This is a genomic window from Acinetobacter bouvetii DSM 14964 = CIP 107468 (genome assembly GCF_000368865.1).
Classification (GTDB): Bacteria; Pseudomonadota; Gammaproteobacteria; order Pseudomonadales; family Moraxellaceae; genus Acinetobacter; species Acinetobacter bouvetii.
Window position 1 is genome coordinate 334,333 of record NZ_KB849726.1, and the last position, 16,737, is coordinate 351,069.

Here is a 16,737-nt window from a genome sequence, read left to right on the forward strand (position 1 = left end):
CTATGGAGTTAGAAATGAGCAAGATTCGTCCTTTACATGACAACGTTGTTATCCGCCGTGTTGAAAAAGAAACTAAAACCGCGGGTGGTTTAATCTTGAGTACTTCTGCGGCTGAACAGCCAGCTCAAGGTGAAATCATTGCAGTTGGCAACGGCAAAGTAACAGACAATGGCGTTCGCGCTTTAGACGTGAAAGTAGGCGACAATGTACTGTTTGGTGCATATGCAGGCACTAAAGTGAAAGTTGAAGGTGAAGAACTTCTTGTAATGAAAGAATCTGATATTTTAGCGGTTCTTGAAGGTTAATTCAGAACATTCTTTTGCTGTTTAAGCAATACAATTGATTAAAATTTAAGAATATTTGGAGTTTAGCATGTCAGCTAAAGACGTAAAATTCGGTGATTCAGCTCGTTCTAAAATGATTGCAGGCGTAAACGTGCTTGCAGATGCTGTAAAAGTAACTTTAGGCCCGAAAGGCCGCAACGTGGTGATCGACCGTTCTTTCGGCGCGCCGCACATCACTAAAGATGGCGTAACGGTTGCGAAAGAAATTTCTCTAAAAGACAAATTTGAGAACATGGGCGCTCAATTGGTTCGTGAAGTATCTTCTAAAACTAATGACATCGCGGGTGACGGTACAACAACTGCAACTGTATTGGCTCAAGCAATTCTAAACGAAGGCATCAAGTCAGTGACTGCGGGCATGAACCCAATGGACTTGAAGCGCGGTATTGACCTTGCAGTTAAAGCATTGGTTGCTGAAATTAAAGCAACAGCAAAACCTGCTTCTGACACCAAAGCGATTGAACAAGTCGGTTCAATTTCTGCAAACTCTGATGAAACTGTAGGTAAACTCATTGCTCAGGCAATGGAGCGCGTAGGTAAAGAAGGCGTGATTACCGTTGAAGAAGGTTCAGGCTTTGAAGATGCTTTGGACGTTGTTGAAGGTATGCAGTTTGACCGTGGCTACATCTCTCCATATTTCGCAAACAAGCAAGATACTTTAACTGCAGAACTTGAAAATCCATTTGTTCTTCTAGTTGATAAAAAAATCAGCAACATCCGTGAATTGATTACTGTGCTTGAAGCTGTAGCTAAAACAGGCAAGCCGCTTTTAATCATCGCAGAAGATGTGGAAGGCGAAGCATTGGCTACGCTTGTAGTGAACAACATGCGCGGCATTATCAAAGTATGTGCAGTGAAAGCGCCTGGTTTTGGTGACCGCCGTAAAGCAATGCTGCAAGATATCGCAATCTTGACTGGCGCGACTGTAATTTCTGAAGAAGTCGGCATGACTTTAGAGCAAGCTTCTCTTCAAGACTTAGGTACTGCGCACAAAATCACTGTGTCTAAAGAAAATACTGTGATTGTTGACGGTGCTGGCGATGCGGCTCAAATTGCTGAACGTGTCACTCAGATCCGTGCGCAAATTGAAGAATCATCTTCTGAATACGACAAAGAAAAACTTCAAGAACGTGTTGCTAAATTGGCCGGCGGTGTAGCTGTGATCAAAATTGGCGCAGCGACTGAAGTTGAAATGAAAGAGAAGAAAGACCGCGTAGACGATGCGCTGCATGCAACACGTGCTGCGGTTGAAGAAGGTGTGGTTGCTGGTGGCGGTGTTGCACTGGTACGCGCTGCAGCTGCGCTTGACGGCGTAAATGGTGCGAATGACGATCAAAACGTAGGTATCAATATCCTTCGCCGCGCGATTGAAGCGCCGCTTCGTCAAATCGTTGCCAATGCGGGTGATGAGCCTTCAGTTGTGATCAACGCGGTAAAAAATGGCGAAGGCAACTTCGGTTATAACGCGGCAACTTCTGAGTACGGCGACATGCTGGAAATGGGTATTCTTGACCCTGCTAAAGTAACGCGTTCTGCACTTGAGCATGCTGCATCTGTAGCAGGTTTAATGTTGACAACTGAATGTATGATTACTGATATTCCAGAAGACAAGCCTGCAATGCCTGATATGGGCGGCATGGGCGGTATGGGCGGCATGATGTAATTCATACTGATCATCCGATCTGAAAAAATCCCCGCAATTTGCGGGGATTTTTTTATCTTTATTATTTGATAAAGACTGCAATTTTGACTTTGGTTCAGATCACTATATTATTTAGAAAGGCTTAAGTATTTTAAGGGATATTTAATGAATTCAGACGTTGAAAATGCAATCATTGGATCAGTCTATGATGCAGGATTGGATGCCTCGCTTTGGCCTGGAGTCATCGGTCAAATTGTTGAATATACCCACAGCAAGACAGCTATATTGACAGCGCTTGACCAGCTGAATCCCAATTCTAATTTTGTGCATACTTGGAACATTCCCCATGCGGGAATAGATGATTATCAAAATGAGCACGGAAAGCTGATTGATATGCGGCAGTACATGCCGCTTTGGAAACAGATGGGTATTGGAGACGTCATCCATCAGAATTTCCCCCGTTATGCTGAACTGCCGGATCAGGATGAAGGCAGTTTTTATGAAAAGTGCCTGAAAGCCACCGGCATCTGCTACATCGCAGGAGTGCTTTTGGATCAAGGGGAATACCGCAGTGCTGTTCTTGGCGTACACCGTTCAGCGAATGAGCCGGTTTTTCAGCAAGAGGAATTGGATTTTTTAAAGCGTATCGGCGTACATATCCGCAGAGCGCTTCAGATTCACAAGCAGCTCAGTTTTGCCAGAATTGAAAACCGCAATTTATACAAGATGCTGGATACGATTAAAGTCGGCATTATTTTAATTGATGAATACAGCCGGTTTTATTATTCAAATAACCGCGCACAGCAGCTGATGGAACAGAATAAGATTTTTGAGTTTGATCAGCACAATAAAATTTGCGTGGCTAAGCCTTATCAAAAGAAGTTTGAGCAGCTGGTTCAGGCGGCTCAGGCTGATCATAAATACAAAAACAGGGACATTGGCGGCGTGCTTGCACTGGAAAATGCTGAAGGGCAGCAGTTTATGGTCACTGCAACACCGTTCAGCAGCATGAACAGTTTGGCAAATTTAGCCGATCAGGAGTTGAATTATGTCGTGCTGTCTATTTCTGATATGGAACAGCGCTATGCCTTGGCAGTGCCTTTTTTAAAGGAGGTTTATGCGCTCTCTGCAAGGGAATGCGAAATATGCGAGCTGTTTGTAAATGGCTTAAATTTAGAAAAAATTGCAGAGAACTGCAGTTTAACCATGAATTCAGTCAGAACCTATGTCAAGAATATTTATGCCAAAATGCATTGCTGTTCTCAGACTGAATTGCTGCATAAATTAATGGGCATGACCATTCATTTTGAGCATGTTTACTAAAAAAGGCCTTGGCAAGCCAAGGCTCAAATGCAAGCTGGAATCAAACAAAAAATAGATTAAGCTTAAAACCGTGTGAAAATCTGCGGATCTTCATTTTCATACTGAATTGCGGCAGTCGATCCATTAATCACATAGCTGAATGTATCTAAGCTTGGCGGATTATAGGAAGAATCGACCAGTCCAGCACAGCCATTCGTGTCATATGCAAAACCTGCAGCCTTCAGACTGCCATTGGCTGCTGTATAAGTGCCAGATTCAATGCCGGGTGAGCTGCAGTCGTTTCCTGCAGTTTCTATATGAATATAAGAGCCGTCGCTAAAGAATGTGGCAAGCTGACTGTCAGACTGCCAAGAACCGGCTAGGCTGCCTGATGTATTGTTCACTCGTTTAAAACTAAAGCTTTGATCGCCTTCTTTAAAGACTAAAGTATCTGCTGTTGGACCGTACTGTAAGCTGGCGGCTGCTGAAGGATTGGAGAATCCCCATTCGCCATTGGTATCAACTTCAAAGTCCTGTGTTCGGCTTAAATTGCCGTTAACGGCGTTCCAGCTTAATTGGCCTTTTTCAATGCCTGATTGGCCGGAGTCGTCAGCAGCGCCAATTTGCCCGAATGTGAAATTAAAGACGTTCAAATCGCTGGAATTCGGCACTTTGCCTTCGATATACAGCACCACTTTAATATTATTGGCTTTATCTTCATACAGCCATGCGCCAGTGCTGTCTTGAATAAAGCTGTTAAAAAAATTGCTTTTAGCGGTGTCTTCAGAAACTAAGGTTAAGCCCGAATTCTGCAGCACTTGCAGCAGGGTTGCATCCTGTACAAACGATGCTGTCGGCAAGCTTAAGTTAATGGTTTTGTCTTTCAGCGCAGCAATCACAGCATCGCTGATCGTGATGCCGTTGCTGTGGTCATGATCTGAATCTAAAGACTGTAGCAGGATTAGCAGATTGGTGCGAACGCCTTCATCTGCGGACAGTTCAATGGGTGTGATATGCGCTTGCGCAGCAACGCTGCCGAGTTTTATATCCCCCAGATAAAATGTGACAGAATCTCCAGAGTTGTATTGAAATTCACCTTTCGCATTGGTGCTGCCTTTAACACCGCTGCTGGTTTCATAGCGGACATTGCTGACAGGGCCATCGGTCAATACACCTGTTTTTAGGCTGGAAGAAGGCGGATTGCTGCTGTCATCTGAAGAATCGCTGCCGCAGGCTGCTAATAAACAGGACAAGCTGATTGCCAATAGAGTCTTTTTCATGATGTTCCCCAAGTTGTTTTGAGCTATAAAGCGATTTTATGTTTTATTGTGCAAGCTAATCTTATGGGGCGTTTTGCGGCTTTGAATATCCACAAATGAGGAGAAAAAGATATTTATTTTTTAGCTGGGGTGCAGGGCCAGATATTTGCGTCTGCCTTGGTTTTTTTATGCAGACGGCGATGAATGAACCCGCCGTGCAGCATGTCTTTAATGGCCTGATATTGAGCGCTTAGTTTGCCTCTTTGGTGAGTTTATAGTTGAGCTGGCTGTCAATTGCTTCGCCTGTTTCCATATCTCTGGCTTCTGCAAAGTTTTCACCAATGAAGAATTTACGGTTTTCAGCGGCCTTGTCTAAAGTGATGATGGATGGATTTTTTGTATCAAAACTGAAAGTCCCTTTGCTTTTGAACTCTTTTCCAGCCCCTTTGCCCAGGTATTCCTCTGTTAATTCATAGGTTTTATCTGACTTTAATTCCAGCTCCATTTTGATGCCTTCACAGTCCGCGCAAGGGAAGACTCCTTTGTATTCTCCCGCCCAATCAAGGGAGGTCTCTGCCGTGTCGCCAGCCGCCAGCGGTTGGGATGCGGCAGTGCTTTCAGCTGTTTGAGCCGATTCTTGCGGCGCTGTTTGAGCAGATTCCTGAACCGGCTTATTTTCGGGTTTAGAGCATGCGGTCAATGCGAAACTGCTTAAGGCGAAGATAAAGACGAGTTTTTTCACAAGTTTTCCTTTCTTTTGTTATGCATGGGCCTAAATTTAAACAATAGGCCGAATAAAAAAATGAGCTTATTGTAAACCGCTACTTAAATTAAACTTAAAATTACTTAAATAGTATTGTTCTTTGTGCATCTGGCGGAAAGCAGGAAGTTTAATTATTTATACATTTATATATTAATTGGGTGATAATTGATCAATGTGGGCTGGTTTAATTATTTATTGCCGTTAGAATTTGCGCCTGATCAAAGTGTATACGGTACAGCGCGTGTTTGAAAAATTTGCAGAAAAAAGCCTGAATATGATGGGTTGGGAAATTGATAACCATTGGCCGCTGGATTTGGCGCAATGTGTCATGATTGCTGCGCCGCATACCAGCAATTGGGATGCGCTTTATGCACGCTTGGCATTGAAAGCGCTTGGGGTGAATGTCCGCATCACGATTAAAGACAGTTATATGAAATTCCCTCTTGGGCCATTTGTCCGCGCAATGGGCGGCATCGGCATTGACCGCAGTCCCAAAGCCGCGGGTGAGCAGCGCTTGAGCATGGTCGATGTGATGACTAATCTGTTTAAGGATCATGCTGAGCTGGTCATGCTGGTGACCCCTGAAGGCACCCGTTCAAAGCAGGAAAAGTGGAAAACAGGTTTTTATCATGTGGCTTGCAATGCGGGCGTACCTATTGCTTTGGCATATATGGACTATGAAAAGAAAAAGACCGGTGTGGGTAAAATTGTTTATCCGACAGGGGATTATGAAAAAGACATGGCTGAAATTATGCAGTTTTATGCGCAAATCAGCCCTAAGTTCCCTGAGGACTTCAGCGTAGACGGCCGCTATTATTCAGCTGCTGAGCAATAGAGATGTGATCCAATTGCTGCTGACCTAAAACAGCAGTAAAAAAGCCGGCAAAGTTGCCGGCTTTTTGATGGATTGAAAGTTTCCATTCAGTCCATAGGCATCGGATTTACCTTGGCATTATGGCGTGTTTTCCTGTTCGGGCTCTTGCGAGATGCCGCCGAGATTTTGGCATGCATCTTTGTAAATAGCATACTGCTGTTCAACAACGGCGCTTAAGGGAATATCAAAAAGCGTTTCGCCATTCTTATAGCTTTCAATATAATTTTCCGCTTTTTGCTTTGCGCTGTGCAGCAACTGTTCATGGTAGCTGGTGATCGGGGAGTGAGCCATTTGGCTACTTTCAATATTGCTGCAATGAAAGCTGTTCAGCAGCTTTTCTGCTTTTTTTATGTCGCGCGAAGCGCTAATCGAGCAGCCTGCCAAGACAACAGCTGTGGCAAATATGGCGAGCGATTTCATAATTTAAAATATAGTGATGCATTGAGGGCCAGTATTGTATGAATTTTTAGGCGGCTTGTTAGCATCGAAGTGTTTTAAATGCATAAATTATATTCAGTCAGGGCGCGTGACGGCTGCGCCAAAAGATGCATATTAGTGCAATGCATCTTGCAGGAAGAAAGGGGGCTGTATTTATTCTGGACAAAATACTTTGCTGCAAGATAGACATGCCTTTGGCTTTTTTATATAAGTGATTTAATTGACTTGGTTTTTTAAGAATGATTTTGCATGCTTGATTTGTGCAGTATGAATTATTGGGGCATCTTGCGTATCCTGCTGATGGGTTTTGCACTCAGCCTTTGCGCAAGCGCATCCTTCAGCCAGATGCTTGACGGCATGATTGTGATGGATGAAAGCTTAGAAAATTTGACTGAACAGGAACAGCGGAAAATAGCGTTAAATACGGCGAATGAGCAGCAGCAATATGGCTTGCTTCATCATGCTTTTTTTGAAAATGATGTATTTGAAATTTATAATTATACGGCTTATGACACGGGCGCCGCGCAAAACAAGTTGCTATTAGGGGATGCTGAACATATAGGCTGGCAGGATTTTGGAATTTCTTTTGGCTATGGCGTTAAGCTGAACTTGAATTCTCAGCACAGCATTGGCTATGAATATCTCTCGAACTTTCCTTATGACCGAGGGCAAATTATCCGTTTCTTTTGGACTGCGGTGTTTTAAGGAAGAGCCGCTGAATTTTGGGCGGAACCGTTTTTTGGATTCATAAAATGGCGGCACCGCGGTCTGAGCAAAATGGCAGCGCCTCGGTCTGAGCAAAATGGCAGCGCTTTCAGACATTCTTCGAAGTTCAAGCGAATGCTCCATAAACTGTGTGAAGGTTTACGTGAAAGAGGTCAGCTTGTGCGATGACAGCGGTTTCATCAGCCGTTTGCCGAGATTTTCAGTATTTTAGCCCGCTGCGCTTATGTTTCTGCTGTAAGGGCAATCGTTTATGAAATGATATTGGTCAGCAGTAAAAAGCAGCCGGATGCAAACAGCAGGCTGAGCACAGTATGCTTAAATTGCCGTTCTGAAATCTTGTAAAACAGCTTTGCGCCAAGAATAGCCGGAATGCTGACCGTCAGCAGCAAGACCCCCATATAGGGCAAATGTATGCGGTGAATTGTGCCTTGCGCAGCATAGCTCAGTAAGGTAAATACCTGAATGGCAAAATTAAAATGACGCAAAATATAGCGCTGTTCCGCTTTAGGCAGGTTTTTCAGCATCACCCAGGCGGATGGCAAAGCGCCGCAAAAGCCGCCTAAACCGCCCAATATTCCGCCAATAAAGCCAATGCTGCTGTCCGATGCTTTTCCAGCGCGCTGAATGCTTTTGATTTGCGGATTAAACAGCATAACCGGGCACCACAATACCAAAAACAGGCCTAAGACCAATTTAAAGGCTTCAGGCTGAATGCTTTTAAGCAAGTATGCGCCGAGCGGCACGCCAATGAGGCCTGCAATAATGTAGGGCAGCACCAGCTGTTTAGATAAGTGAAGCTGCTGTTCATTCAACAGTGAAATAATGTGGCTCCAGACAGAAGCAAAAACCACCAAGGGTGCAGCCAATTGCGGCGGTAAAACCCACACCCAAAAAGACATGGCGATCAAGGCAAAGGCAAAGCCTGTCAGCCCTTGAACAAAGCCTGCCACCACTGCGCCAAAAATAAATAAAAGCCAAGTCATAATGTAGTTCATTGAAAATGCAGGGCTAGTGTAAAGGCATATATGCGGTGCAGTGAAATCATTCTTTTGACTATATAAAGCAGCAATACGGTATTTCATGCAGGTTACACAGGTATAGAACCAATGGGCTGGCTTGCTGCAAATGATGAATTTTTCGATACAAGAAACTTACATTAAATGCGATTCATCTTCATGGCTGTGCGCAATACTGAAGATCAGTAAGCAATTCCAGAAAATGCGGACTGTCTATCTCAAAATCGATTTAAGGCAGACATTCCAAAATGAAATTGAATGGGATCGTGAGGTGATGAAATGATGAAAAAAATGATTTTGCTTTCTGTCCTTGCCGTTGCATTGACCGGCTGTATCGTTGCGCCATATGACAATGATTATCCGCGAGATGGAAGGCCGCACTCAGGGCCGCATGGTGACCGTGATCATCGCAGTGATCGGGATGGCTATCCAGACTGGCGCCATCAGAACCGGCAGGGTGATGACCGTCAACGTGACGGGCGCTTTCCATACTGAAAGCATGAAAATCGGCACTGGCGGAAAGTTTATGCAGATTCCTTCGGGAATGGTCTAGGCCTATTGCGGTAAATATGCTGCAAGACCTTAAATTGTGCCTGCATTTGACACTAAAAAGGACGCGTTTTTCGCGTCCTTTTTTTGATCATTTAATGATAAAAGGTCAGTTTTAAAGCGCAGCTGATTTTTGGAATAAGCCTGCACGGACAGTACCAGCTTTGGTTTCTTTGATTTTATTCCAGCTGCTGGGAAGCTTCAGCTGTGAAAGATCCCGGTCTGCTTCTACATAAATCAAGCCTTGATCTTTAATCAGCGGGTCAGCGAGGGCAGCCAATTGTTCCCATAAATCCAAGCTATAAGGCGGATCTAAAAAGACCAGATCAAACTGATCCTTAAGGCTTGGCAGCGCCTGCTGCGCAGTAGCAATTTTTAATTTGGCGTGCTGTGACGTAATTTTCAGCAGCTGCAAATTATCGGTTAAAAACTTCGCCTGGGTGCGGTCAGGTTCAATCATTACCACTTGTGACGCGCCTCTGGACAGCGCCTCGAAGCTCAGCGCGCCAGAACCTGCGCAAACATCTAAAACGTTTGTATTCTGAATGTCCCACATCAGCCAATTGAACAGGGTTTCTCTGACCCGGTCTGGCGTAGGGCGCAGGCCTTCAATGCCGGCAAAGGGAAGCTGACGGCGTTTCCATTCTCCGCCAATAATACGCAATTGATTTTTCATGGTTGATTTTACTCGTCATCATCAGCGGGCTGGCTGGCTGGTGTCACAGAATGGGCATTGCGGTTTTGCGCAACAGCAGGCGTATTGCTATGTGCTGCACTGCTGGCAGCATTTTGACCGCTGGCATTGCTTTGAATCGGATTTTCACCGCTTGGCAATTCACTTGGCTTAATGCCGGCTGTCATTAAGCCGCCGCTGACTTGAGCCGCAGATGGGCGGATTGGGGATTTATTGTGTTTCAGCAGCCAATAATCAAAAATTGGACGGGCCAGCTGAGCAGCAGAGCCGCCGTGCTTCCCGTTTTCCCAAATGACTGCGATAGCAATTTCAGGTTTATCCGCTGGCGCAAAACCAACGAATAAGCCATGATCCAGCTGGCGTTCGGTCAGCAGCGCTTCGTTATAGCGTTTGCCTTGCGCAATACTTTTGACCTGAGCTGTACCAGTTTTACCGGCAATTTTATACATGGGCGTTCGGATGCGTCGGCCGGTACCTGTTTCAATCACATCCACCATCGCATCACGCATTTTGACCCAGTCTTCAGGCTTGCCGTTAAATATAATTTTGCCGTCTGGCGCATTATGCACGGTATAAGGTTTAGTCCCTTTGCTTTCGCGCAAGACATGCGGAACGACATGCTGGCCTTCATTTGAGGTGATGGCTGTTGCCATTGCCAATTGCAGCGGGGTCGCGGTAAATGCGCCTTGACCAATACTGACGGAGATGGTTTCGCCTTTCAGCCATTTGGTTTTACGGGTCCGCAGCTTCCATTCTTGGCTTGGATATAAACCTGTGCTTTCACTTGGCAAGTCGACGCCGGTTTTTTCACCGAACCCGAATTGGCGCATCCACGTATTCATGCGGTCGATGCCCATTCGGTAGGCCAAAATATAATAATAGGTATCGCAAGAGACCACTTGCGCCTTATGCAGGTTGACAGAGCCATGCCCGGATTTCCGCCAGTCACGGAAACGGTGTGAGTCGCCCGGCAACGAAAAATAGCCGGGATCGGAAATGGCCGTGTTCCAGTCCACCAGATTATAATGCAGGCCGCCTAAGCCAAACATCGGCTTAATGGTTGAGCCGGGCGGGTAAGTTCCTTGCACAGCGCGGTTATATAATGGCTGATCCAAATTATCCCGCAAAGCGGAATAGTCTTTACTGCTGATGCCCGTCACAAACAGGTTGGGGTTAAAGCTCGGGCTGGAAACCAAAGCCAGAATTTCGCCTGTACGCGGGTCCATCGCGACAATCGCGCCGCGGCGGTCAGCCAGCTGCTCAGACGCCACCACTTGCAGGCCATAGTCTAAAGATAAATACAGATCATTGCCGCGGATCGGGTCTTTGCGGCCTAAGTGGCGCAGCACATTGCCGTGCGCGTCCGCCTCGACAGATTCATTGCCCGGCAGGCCATGCAGCAAATCTTCATAATATTTTTCGACCCCGATTTTTCCAATCAGGTTGGTGCCGGCATATAAGTCTTTATTAATACTTTTTAATTCTTTGTCATTAATGCGCCCCACATAGCCAATGACATGGGCAAACAATTCACCATGCGGGTAATAGCGGGTCATTTGGGTTTCTATGTTGACCCCGGGAAACTGGAATTTCACTTCACTGAAACGCGCAATTTCAGTTTCATTCAAATTGAGCTTGAGTGCGACCCGTTCAGTTTTCTTGGAAGTCTGAATGCGGCTTTTGAAGCGGTCAATATCTTCTTGCGTCAGATTGATAATTGGAGTCAGGCGCTGAACAGTATCATCAATGTCTTCCACATCGGCACGGCTCATTGTGGCGGAGAAAACTGGATAATTGTCGGCTAACAGCACACCGTTGCGGTCGTAAATATAGCCCCGCGCCGGCGGCAGCGGCTGCAGGCGGACACGGTTTTTATCTGAATCGGTGGCAAACTTATCGTAATTGAAAATTTGCAGATAAGAATAACGTGAAACCAGCAGTAATAAAAAAAAGATGACAATGCCCAGTGAGAAATAAATTCGATTGCGGAAAATGCGCTTTTCTTGCTGTACATTTTTTAAAGGAAAGTGCTGCTTCATACGCGATCGACTTGAGATACACAAAGGGGAAATTAAGGCTGACCATTCTACCGCAAGTTCTAAAAATTTGATAAGCCAATTCGGAACTGCTGTGTAAGTTTTGCTTAAACTTTGACTTTGCAGACACTAAAAAAATGCAGTGCTGTATATAAGAGTCAATATTATTCTGCTAAAGTCGGAAAGCATAAAAATAGGACTTATTACAACTAAAAAGCCTGAAAATTAAGGATAATGGTGAAATAATGAACAAAGCATATTCTTTGTTGGTATTGGCATTTATAGCGAATGCAGCGTCAGCGCAGGACGGCGGCTTTCTGCCGGAAGCAAATTTAGCAGGCGCTGATGCGGCAAAGCTGAATGTCGGGGCCGGATTTACGCAGAAATTGATTCATCTGAATACAGAATGGGTGAATCCATACGGCATCGCTTATGCTAAAGCGGGTGTATTTCTGAATGGGGATAAGACCTTTGGCGGGCAAATTGGTTTCCGCCATCCTGTGCATTTCACTGGGAAAGATAAGAACGGCTACTATTTGGGCGTCTATGCAGGCCATATTGAAAGTAAAGATGTGGGCGATGAATTTAAAAGCCGTTTAGGCGGCGGTGTAGATTTGGCATATGTTATGCTGAGCAAAGAACGCATCAGCACCTTCAGTGTAGGAATTGGCGCGGGTGAAAAACTTACCGATAATAACGGTTATACGGTTGCGGAAACTGAACCGAAGCTACAATTTTCCTATACTCTAAGTATTGGATTATAGAGAAAATATCCGACTTTGTTTACATTTGTGTTCCTCTGAATAAAATTAAATATGGAAGTTATGCATGCTTGAGTACGTCAATGAGTTATGGCTAGCCTTTTTGAAACGGCCGGATTTTTGGGCTGTACTCAGCATTATTCCTGTAACGGCTTTTGTGACTTGGGCGCATGTATGGATGGCGCTGAAAATGGTGTTCTATCCAATTAATTTTTGGGGATTTCATCTTGGCCCGCTGCCTGTCGGCTGGCAGGGCATTGTGCCGCGCAAGGCAGGCCGCATTTCCGGCATCATTACAGACAATACTTTATCTAAGCTGGGTTCACTGCGCGAATTTCTCGATGCCATGGATCCTGAGGATATGGCGCGCATTATTGGCGAACAGGTTGGCTTTGAACTGGAACACCTGATTGATGAAGTGATGATTGACCGCAATGCGGTGCTCTGGGAAAACTTGCCTTATTCCATTAAGCGCCGCATTTATGCGCAGGCAAATAAGCAAATGCCGGGTATCTTAAAAGAACTTGTGACTGAACTGACCATGAACGTTGAGTCACTTGTGGATATGCGTGAAATGGTGGTGAGCCAAATGGAGGGCGACCGCCGCTTAATGGTGCGCATGTTCCTTAAAGTTGGGCAAAAAGAAATCAACTTTATTTGGCATATCAGCGCGCTGATCGGGATGTTCTTCGGGGTGTTCCAAATGATCGTTTGGTTTGTGGTGCCTTGGCATTGGACTGTTCCGTTCTGGGCATCGGTGTGGGGCTTTTTGACCAACTGGATTGCTATTTGGATGGTGTTTAATCCACTTGAACCGCATATCATAAAGTATCCGCAATTCTTTGAATTAACAAAGAATCGTAAATTCCCATGGATTAAACCCGTTATTCCGCGGATTGGCGCTTATAATATTCAGGGCGCATTCATGAAGCGTCAGGAAGAAGTATCGGATGTATTTGCCAGTGTAGTGACGGAAGACCTGATTACTTTAAAATCCATCATGACTGAAATGATGTACGGCAGCAAAAAAGACAAGACTCGCCGTATCGTGAAGCGCCATATCAATGAAATTATGGAAACTCCATTGGTCAGAACGTCTTTGCAGCTGTCTTTAGGGCCAAGAGAGTATGCAAAACTCAAGACAGACTTGATTGATCGCTCAATTGAAATTACGATGGTGCCTGTATGCGACCCTGCGTTTAATGCGAGCCGTGCACAGAAAATCTTTCAAATGTTCAGAGACCGTATCCGCGAGCTGACACCGAGGGAATTTCAAAATCTGTTACGTCCTGCATTTCAGGAAGACGAATGGATTTTAATTGTTTTGGGTGGGGTTACTGGCTTTATTGCGGGTACCATACATTTGTTTGTGGCTTTCTTATAATTAGATGCTGAACCTATGTCGAATTTTTTGACATGATCACGGCGTCAAATACATTGTTTAAATGAGGATGTTTTTTTATGCGCATTATATTACTCGGACCACCTGGAGCAGGTAAAGGTACACAGGCTCAGTTGATCTGTAAGCGCTACAATGTCCCACAAATTTCAACCGGTGATATGCTCCGTGCTGCAATTCGTGAAGGAACTGAACTTGGTCTGCAGGCTAAAAGCGTGATGGACAATGGCGGTCTTGTATCTGATGAGCTGATCATTGGTTTAGTGAAAGAACGTATTGCACAGCCTGACTGTGTGAACGGCTGCATTTTTGATGGCTTCCCGCGTACTATTCCTCAAGCGGAAGCGCTTGAAAACGAAGGTATCAGCATTGATCACGTGATTGAAATTGATGTGCCGGATGAAGAAATCGTAAAACGCCTGTCTGGCCGCCGTCAGCATCCAGCGTCTGGCCGTGTATATCACGTTGTCTACAATCCGCCAAAAGTGGAAGGTAAAGATGATGAAACGGGTGAAGACCTTGTTCAGCGTCCAGATGATTTAGAAGCGACGATTCGTAAGCGTTTAGGTTCATACCATACTGAAACTGAACAGCTGGTCGGCTTTTATCAAGGCCGCGCGGCTTCAGGCGAGAATGCGCCAACTTACGATAAACTGAACGGTTTGCGTCCAATTGATGAAGTTCAAACGGATCTTTTTGCTATTTTAGACCAGTCAAAATAATCCGTTTTTACGGGTTTTGACTTTCAAAGAGTCCTAAGTCATATTAGGGCTCTTTTTTATTGCGCTGTTTTTTGGAGATTGGGCTGTGGAGCATATTGCGGTTATTTTGGTATTGGCGGCAGCTGCAGTAGTGGTTTTGGGCATGCTGTATTACAGCTTTAAGCTGCTCAAAAAGACACAGGAACAGGAAAAACTGGAGCGCCGCAATCCGTCTGTTGAATATCAATTGCACCCAAAATTGAAAAAAGAACAAGAGCAGCAAAAGAAAAAATAACAGGCGCACAGAACAGCAGCAGGCAGAGTCTATTTAGTAAAAGCATAGTGCTTGTAGTGGGCGAATTGCCATTAAGCGGCTGTTCATTTCATTGCCTTAGCCCAGCGGACACCCAATTGAGGCATTTTGAGTTAAATCTAGCCATGCCGATTTTAAAAAATCATGCCTCAATATTTTTGACGGAGATTGTTCGGGCTGCGCCAAACTCGAAACGGTCTGGCCAGTTGCAGACATCAGAGACAATGCATTCGCCGCATTTAGGTTTACGCGCAGTGCAGCAGTAGCGGCCGTGCAAAATCAGCCAGTGATGTGAATCGACAATAAATTCTTTGGGAATGACTTTCACCAAGCGGTGTTCAACTTCCAGCACATTTTTCCCTACAGCTAAGCCTGTCCGATTCCCTAAGCGGAAAATATGCGTATCTACCGCCATAGTTGGCTGTCCAAAGGCAGTATTCAATACCACATTGGCTGTTTTGCGCCCAACGCCGGGCAGCGCTTCCAAATCCGCACGGTTGTCCGGAACAGCACTGTTGTGCTTTTCAATCAGCATTTTACAGGCTTTGATGACGTTTTCCGCTTTGGAATTATATAAACCAATGGTTTTGATATATTCCTTTAAGCCTTCAACACCCAGCGCGTAGATGGCTTCTGGCGTGTTGGCGACCGGAAAGAGTTTATCGGTGGCCTTATTCACGCTGACATCTGTCGCTTGCGCAGACAAAGTGACGGCAACCAGCAGTTCAAAAGGGCTTGAATAATTGAGTTCTGTTTTAGGATTGGGGCGCTGTGCGCGAAGCCGTTCAAAAAAAGTTTGAATCTGCTTCTTGGTCATGTTTTTGACGGCCATATTATTCCCCTTGCAGTGCATTCAGCTGCTGGTTTAAATCCTCCAGAAGCGCCCGTTTGTTGGCATCTTCACGGACACTGAGCTGTTTTTCCAGTTTCTTAATCTGGGTGCGGATTTTAGCCAATTCAATGGTGGCTTTAGCATCCTGCACTAAGTTTTTTCTATCTGTTTTTTCTGTCAGTTCGATGTTGGGAACGCTATCGGACTGCGTTGAAAAACGGGCAAAGAGCGTCGTATTAATTTCAGCGCGAACGACAGGGCCTTTGCGGTTGATGCGGCGTTTTTCTTCACGCTGAATATGCGCATAGTAGCGCTGGCGCAAATCCTGCTGTTCCTGCGCGCGCAGGCTTTCTGTCGGCAGCGGCTGCACATCTTCAATCAAATCAATGCAGTCGACTGGGCAAGGCGGAATGCACAGTTCGCATCCGGTGCAGAGGTCAGTCAGTATGGTATGCATCAATTTGCCTGAGCCGATAATGGCATCCACTGGGCAGGCGCTGATGCATTTGGTGCAGCCAATGCATTCATCTTCACGGATGACTGCTTTCATGCGCTGTGGACGGCCATCCTGCTGTACAGGCCAAATGCTTGCTTCTGCCGGCAAAACCGCCCGGTTCAGCAACGCGGCAAGCGCATCAGCGACAGGCTGGCCGCCAGGGACGCATTTGTTGGCTTCCTCACCTTCAGCAATGGATTTTGCATAAGGCAAACAGCCATCTCGATGCCCGCAAAGTCCGCATTGTGTTTGCGGGAGCAGGGCATCAATTTTTTGGATGAGGGAGATTTGTGTATTCATGGATAACCGGAAATGCTGTGCAGTCAGCGTGAAACAAAATGCTGGAGTGCAATATTAGCATGTTTTAACAATGATTTTTGAGGCTGTTTTTTTGAGCGCAAATAGAAAAGCCGCAGTTTGTCTTTGCGTTATGATAGTTGCCGTTTGCATGCTTTATGAAATGCTTTCATAAAAGCAATGCCCTAAAGGTATTAAGCCTTGGGGCATTTCACGATAAAAAAGAGTGCTTTGTATGCTGAATGCGTCCGTGCTGAAGGCTGATTAAGCGGAGGGATGTCCTTTAGGGAAGAGG

At 45.4% G+C, this 16,737-nt stretch carries 18 protein-coding genes; 10 read left to right on the forward strand and 8 right to left on the reverse strand.

Annotated features, from left to right (window positions below):
* Positions 1-14 precede the first annotated feature (14 nt).
* The 3 genes from F941_RS04515 to F941_RS04525 all read left to right on the forward strand — a co-directional run bounded on the left by F941_RS04515 (position 15) and on the right by F941_RS04525 (position 3,309).
* Complete coding sequence (locus F941_RS04515; protein WP_005008328.1) at positions 15-305, forward strand: co-chaperone GroES; 291 nt, start codon at positions 15-17, stop codon at positions 303-305.
* Positions 306-372: 67 nt separating this feature from the next.
* Positions 373-2,007, forward strand: a complete 1,635-nt coding sequence (gene groL, locus F941_RS04520) for a chaperonin GroEL (protein WP_005008330.1) — start codon at positions 373-375, stop codon at positions 2,005-2,007.
* A 144-nt stretch (positions 2,008-2,151) separates the two neighbouring features.
* Positions 2,152-3,309, forward strand: a complete 1,158-nt coding sequence (locus F941_RS04525; RefSeq protein ID WP_005008332.1) for a helix-turn-helix transcriptional regulator — start codon at positions 2,152-2,154, stop codon at positions 3,307-3,309.
* 62 nt (positions 3,310-3,371) lie between these two features.
* Here the strand turns inward: F941_RS04525 and F941_RS04530 are convergent, their stop codons facing one another.
* Entirely contained in the window at positions 3,372-4,568 is a 1,197-nt protein-coding gene (locus tag F941_RS04530; RefSeq protein ID WP_005008334.1) for a hypothetical protein, read from the reverse strand.
* A gap of 229 nt (positions 4,569-4,797) precedes the next feature.
* Complete coding sequence (locus F941_RS04535; RefSeq protein WP_005008336.1) at positions 4,798-5,289, reverse strand: copper resistance protein NlpE; 492 nt, start codon at positions 5,287-5,289, stop codon at positions 4,798-4,800.
* Between the two features lie 295 nt (positions 5,290-5,584).
* Between F941_RS04535 and F941_RS04540 the strand changes: the two genes are divergently transcribed.
* Positions 5,585-6,145 (forward strand): 1-acyl-sn-glycerol-3-phosphate acyltransferase, encoded by a 561-nt coding sequence (locus F941_RS04540; RefSeq protein ID WP_051065821.1) that lies wholly within the window; start codon positions 5,585-5,587, stop codon positions 6,143-6,145.
* 117 nt (positions 6,146-6,262) lie between these two features.
* On the opposite strand, the gene F941_RS16870 is transcribed toward F941_RS04540, so the two are convergent.
* The gene (locus F941_RS16870) at positions 6,263-6,475 is read right to left on the reverse strand and encodes a hypothetical protein (protein ID WP_005008340.1); all 213 of its coding nucleotides are present in this window, start codon (positions 6,473-6,475) and stop codon (positions 6,263-6,265) included.
* 396 nt (positions 6,476-6,871) lie between these two features.
* On the opposite strand from F941_RS16870, the gene F941_RS04550 reads away from it, so the two are divergent.
* Entirely contained in the window at positions 6,872-7,327 is a 456-nt protein-coding gene (locus F941_RS04550; protein WP_005008342.1) for a hypothetical protein, read from the forward strand.
* Between the two features lie 269 nt (positions 7,328-7,596).
* Here F941_RS04550 and F941_RS04555 read toward each other — a convergent pair whose 3' ends face one another.
* Complete coding sequence (locus F941_RS04555) at positions 7,597-8,331, reverse strand: sulfite exporter TauE/SafE family protein (protein ID WP_026253303.1); 735 nt, start codon at positions 8,329-8,331, stop codon at positions 7,597-7,599.
* A 312-nt stretch (positions 8,332-8,643) separates the two neighbouring features.
* Here F941_RS04555 and F941_RS04560 point away from each other — a divergent pair, with 312 nt between their 5' ends.
* Positions 8,644-8,859, forward strand: a complete 216-nt coding sequence (locus F941_RS04560; protein ID WP_005008346.1) for a hypothetical protein — start codon at positions 8,644-8,646, stop codon at positions 8,857-8,859.
* A gap of 169 nt (positions 8,860-9,028) precedes the next feature.
* Here F941_RS04560 and rsmD read toward each other — a convergent pair whose 3' ends face one another.
* Positions 9,029-9,589 carry a 16S rRNA (guanine(966)-N(2))-methyltransferase RsmD gene (gene rsmD / locus F941_RS04565; protein ID WP_005008349.1) on the reverse strand — a complete coding sequence of 187 codons (561 nt, stop codon included), beginning with the start codon at positions 9,587-9,589 and terminating at the stop codon, positions 9,029-9,031.
* Positions 9,590-9,597: 8 nt separating this feature from the next.
* On the reverse strand, positions 9,598-11,646 hold the full coding sequence (gene mrdA / locus F941_RS04570; RefSeq protein ID WP_005008351.1) for a penicillin-binding protein 2: 2,049 nt from the start codon (positions 11,644-11,646) through the stop codon (positions 9,598-9,600).
* A 242-nt stretch (positions 11,647-11,888) separates the two neighbouring features.
* Between mrdA and F941_RS04575 the strand changes: the two genes are divergently transcribed.
* From F941_RS04575 to F941_RS04590, 4 genes are all read left to right on the forward strand, one after another.
* Entirely contained in the window at positions 11,889-12,407 is a 519-nt protein-coding gene (locus tag F941_RS04575; RefSeq protein ID WP_005008354.1) for a hypothetical protein, read from the forward strand.
* A gap of 64 nt (positions 12,408-12,471) precedes the next feature.
* Entirely contained in the window at positions 12,472-13,788 is a 1,317-nt protein-coding gene (locus F941_RS04580; RefSeq protein WP_005008355.1) for a DUF445 domain-containing protein, read from the forward strand.
* 77 nt (positions 13,789-13,865) lie between these two features.
* Entirely contained in the window at positions 13,866-14,525 is a 660-nt protein-coding gene (gene adk / locus F941_RS04585) for an adenylate kinase (RefSeq protein WP_005008357.1), read from the forward strand.
* A gap of 85 nt (positions 14,526-14,610) precedes the next feature.
* Positions 14,611-14,799 (forward strand): hypothetical protein, encoded by a 189-nt coding sequence (locus tag F941_RS04590; RefSeq protein ID WP_005008359.1) that lies wholly within the window; start codon positions 14,611-14,613, stop codon positions 14,797-14,799.
* Between the two features lie 160 nt (positions 14,800-14,959).
* Here the strand turns inward: F941_RS04590 and nth are convergent, their stop codons facing one another.
* Together nth and F941_RS04600 are read right to left on the reverse strand one after the other, a co-directional pair.
* Positions 14,960-15,649, reverse strand: a complete 690-nt coding sequence (gene nth / locus F941_RS04595; RefSeq protein ID WP_005008361.1) for an endonuclease III — start codon at positions 15,647-15,649, stop codon at positions 14,960-14,962.
* Between the two features lies 1 nt (position 15,650).
* Positions 15,651-16,445, reverse strand: a complete 795-nt coding sequence (locus F941_RS04600) for an RnfABCDGE type electron transport complex subunit B (RefSeq protein ID WP_005008364.1) — start codon at positions 16,443-16,445, stop codon at positions 15,651-15,653.
* Between the last annotated feature and the right edge of the window lie 292 nt (positions 16,446-16,737).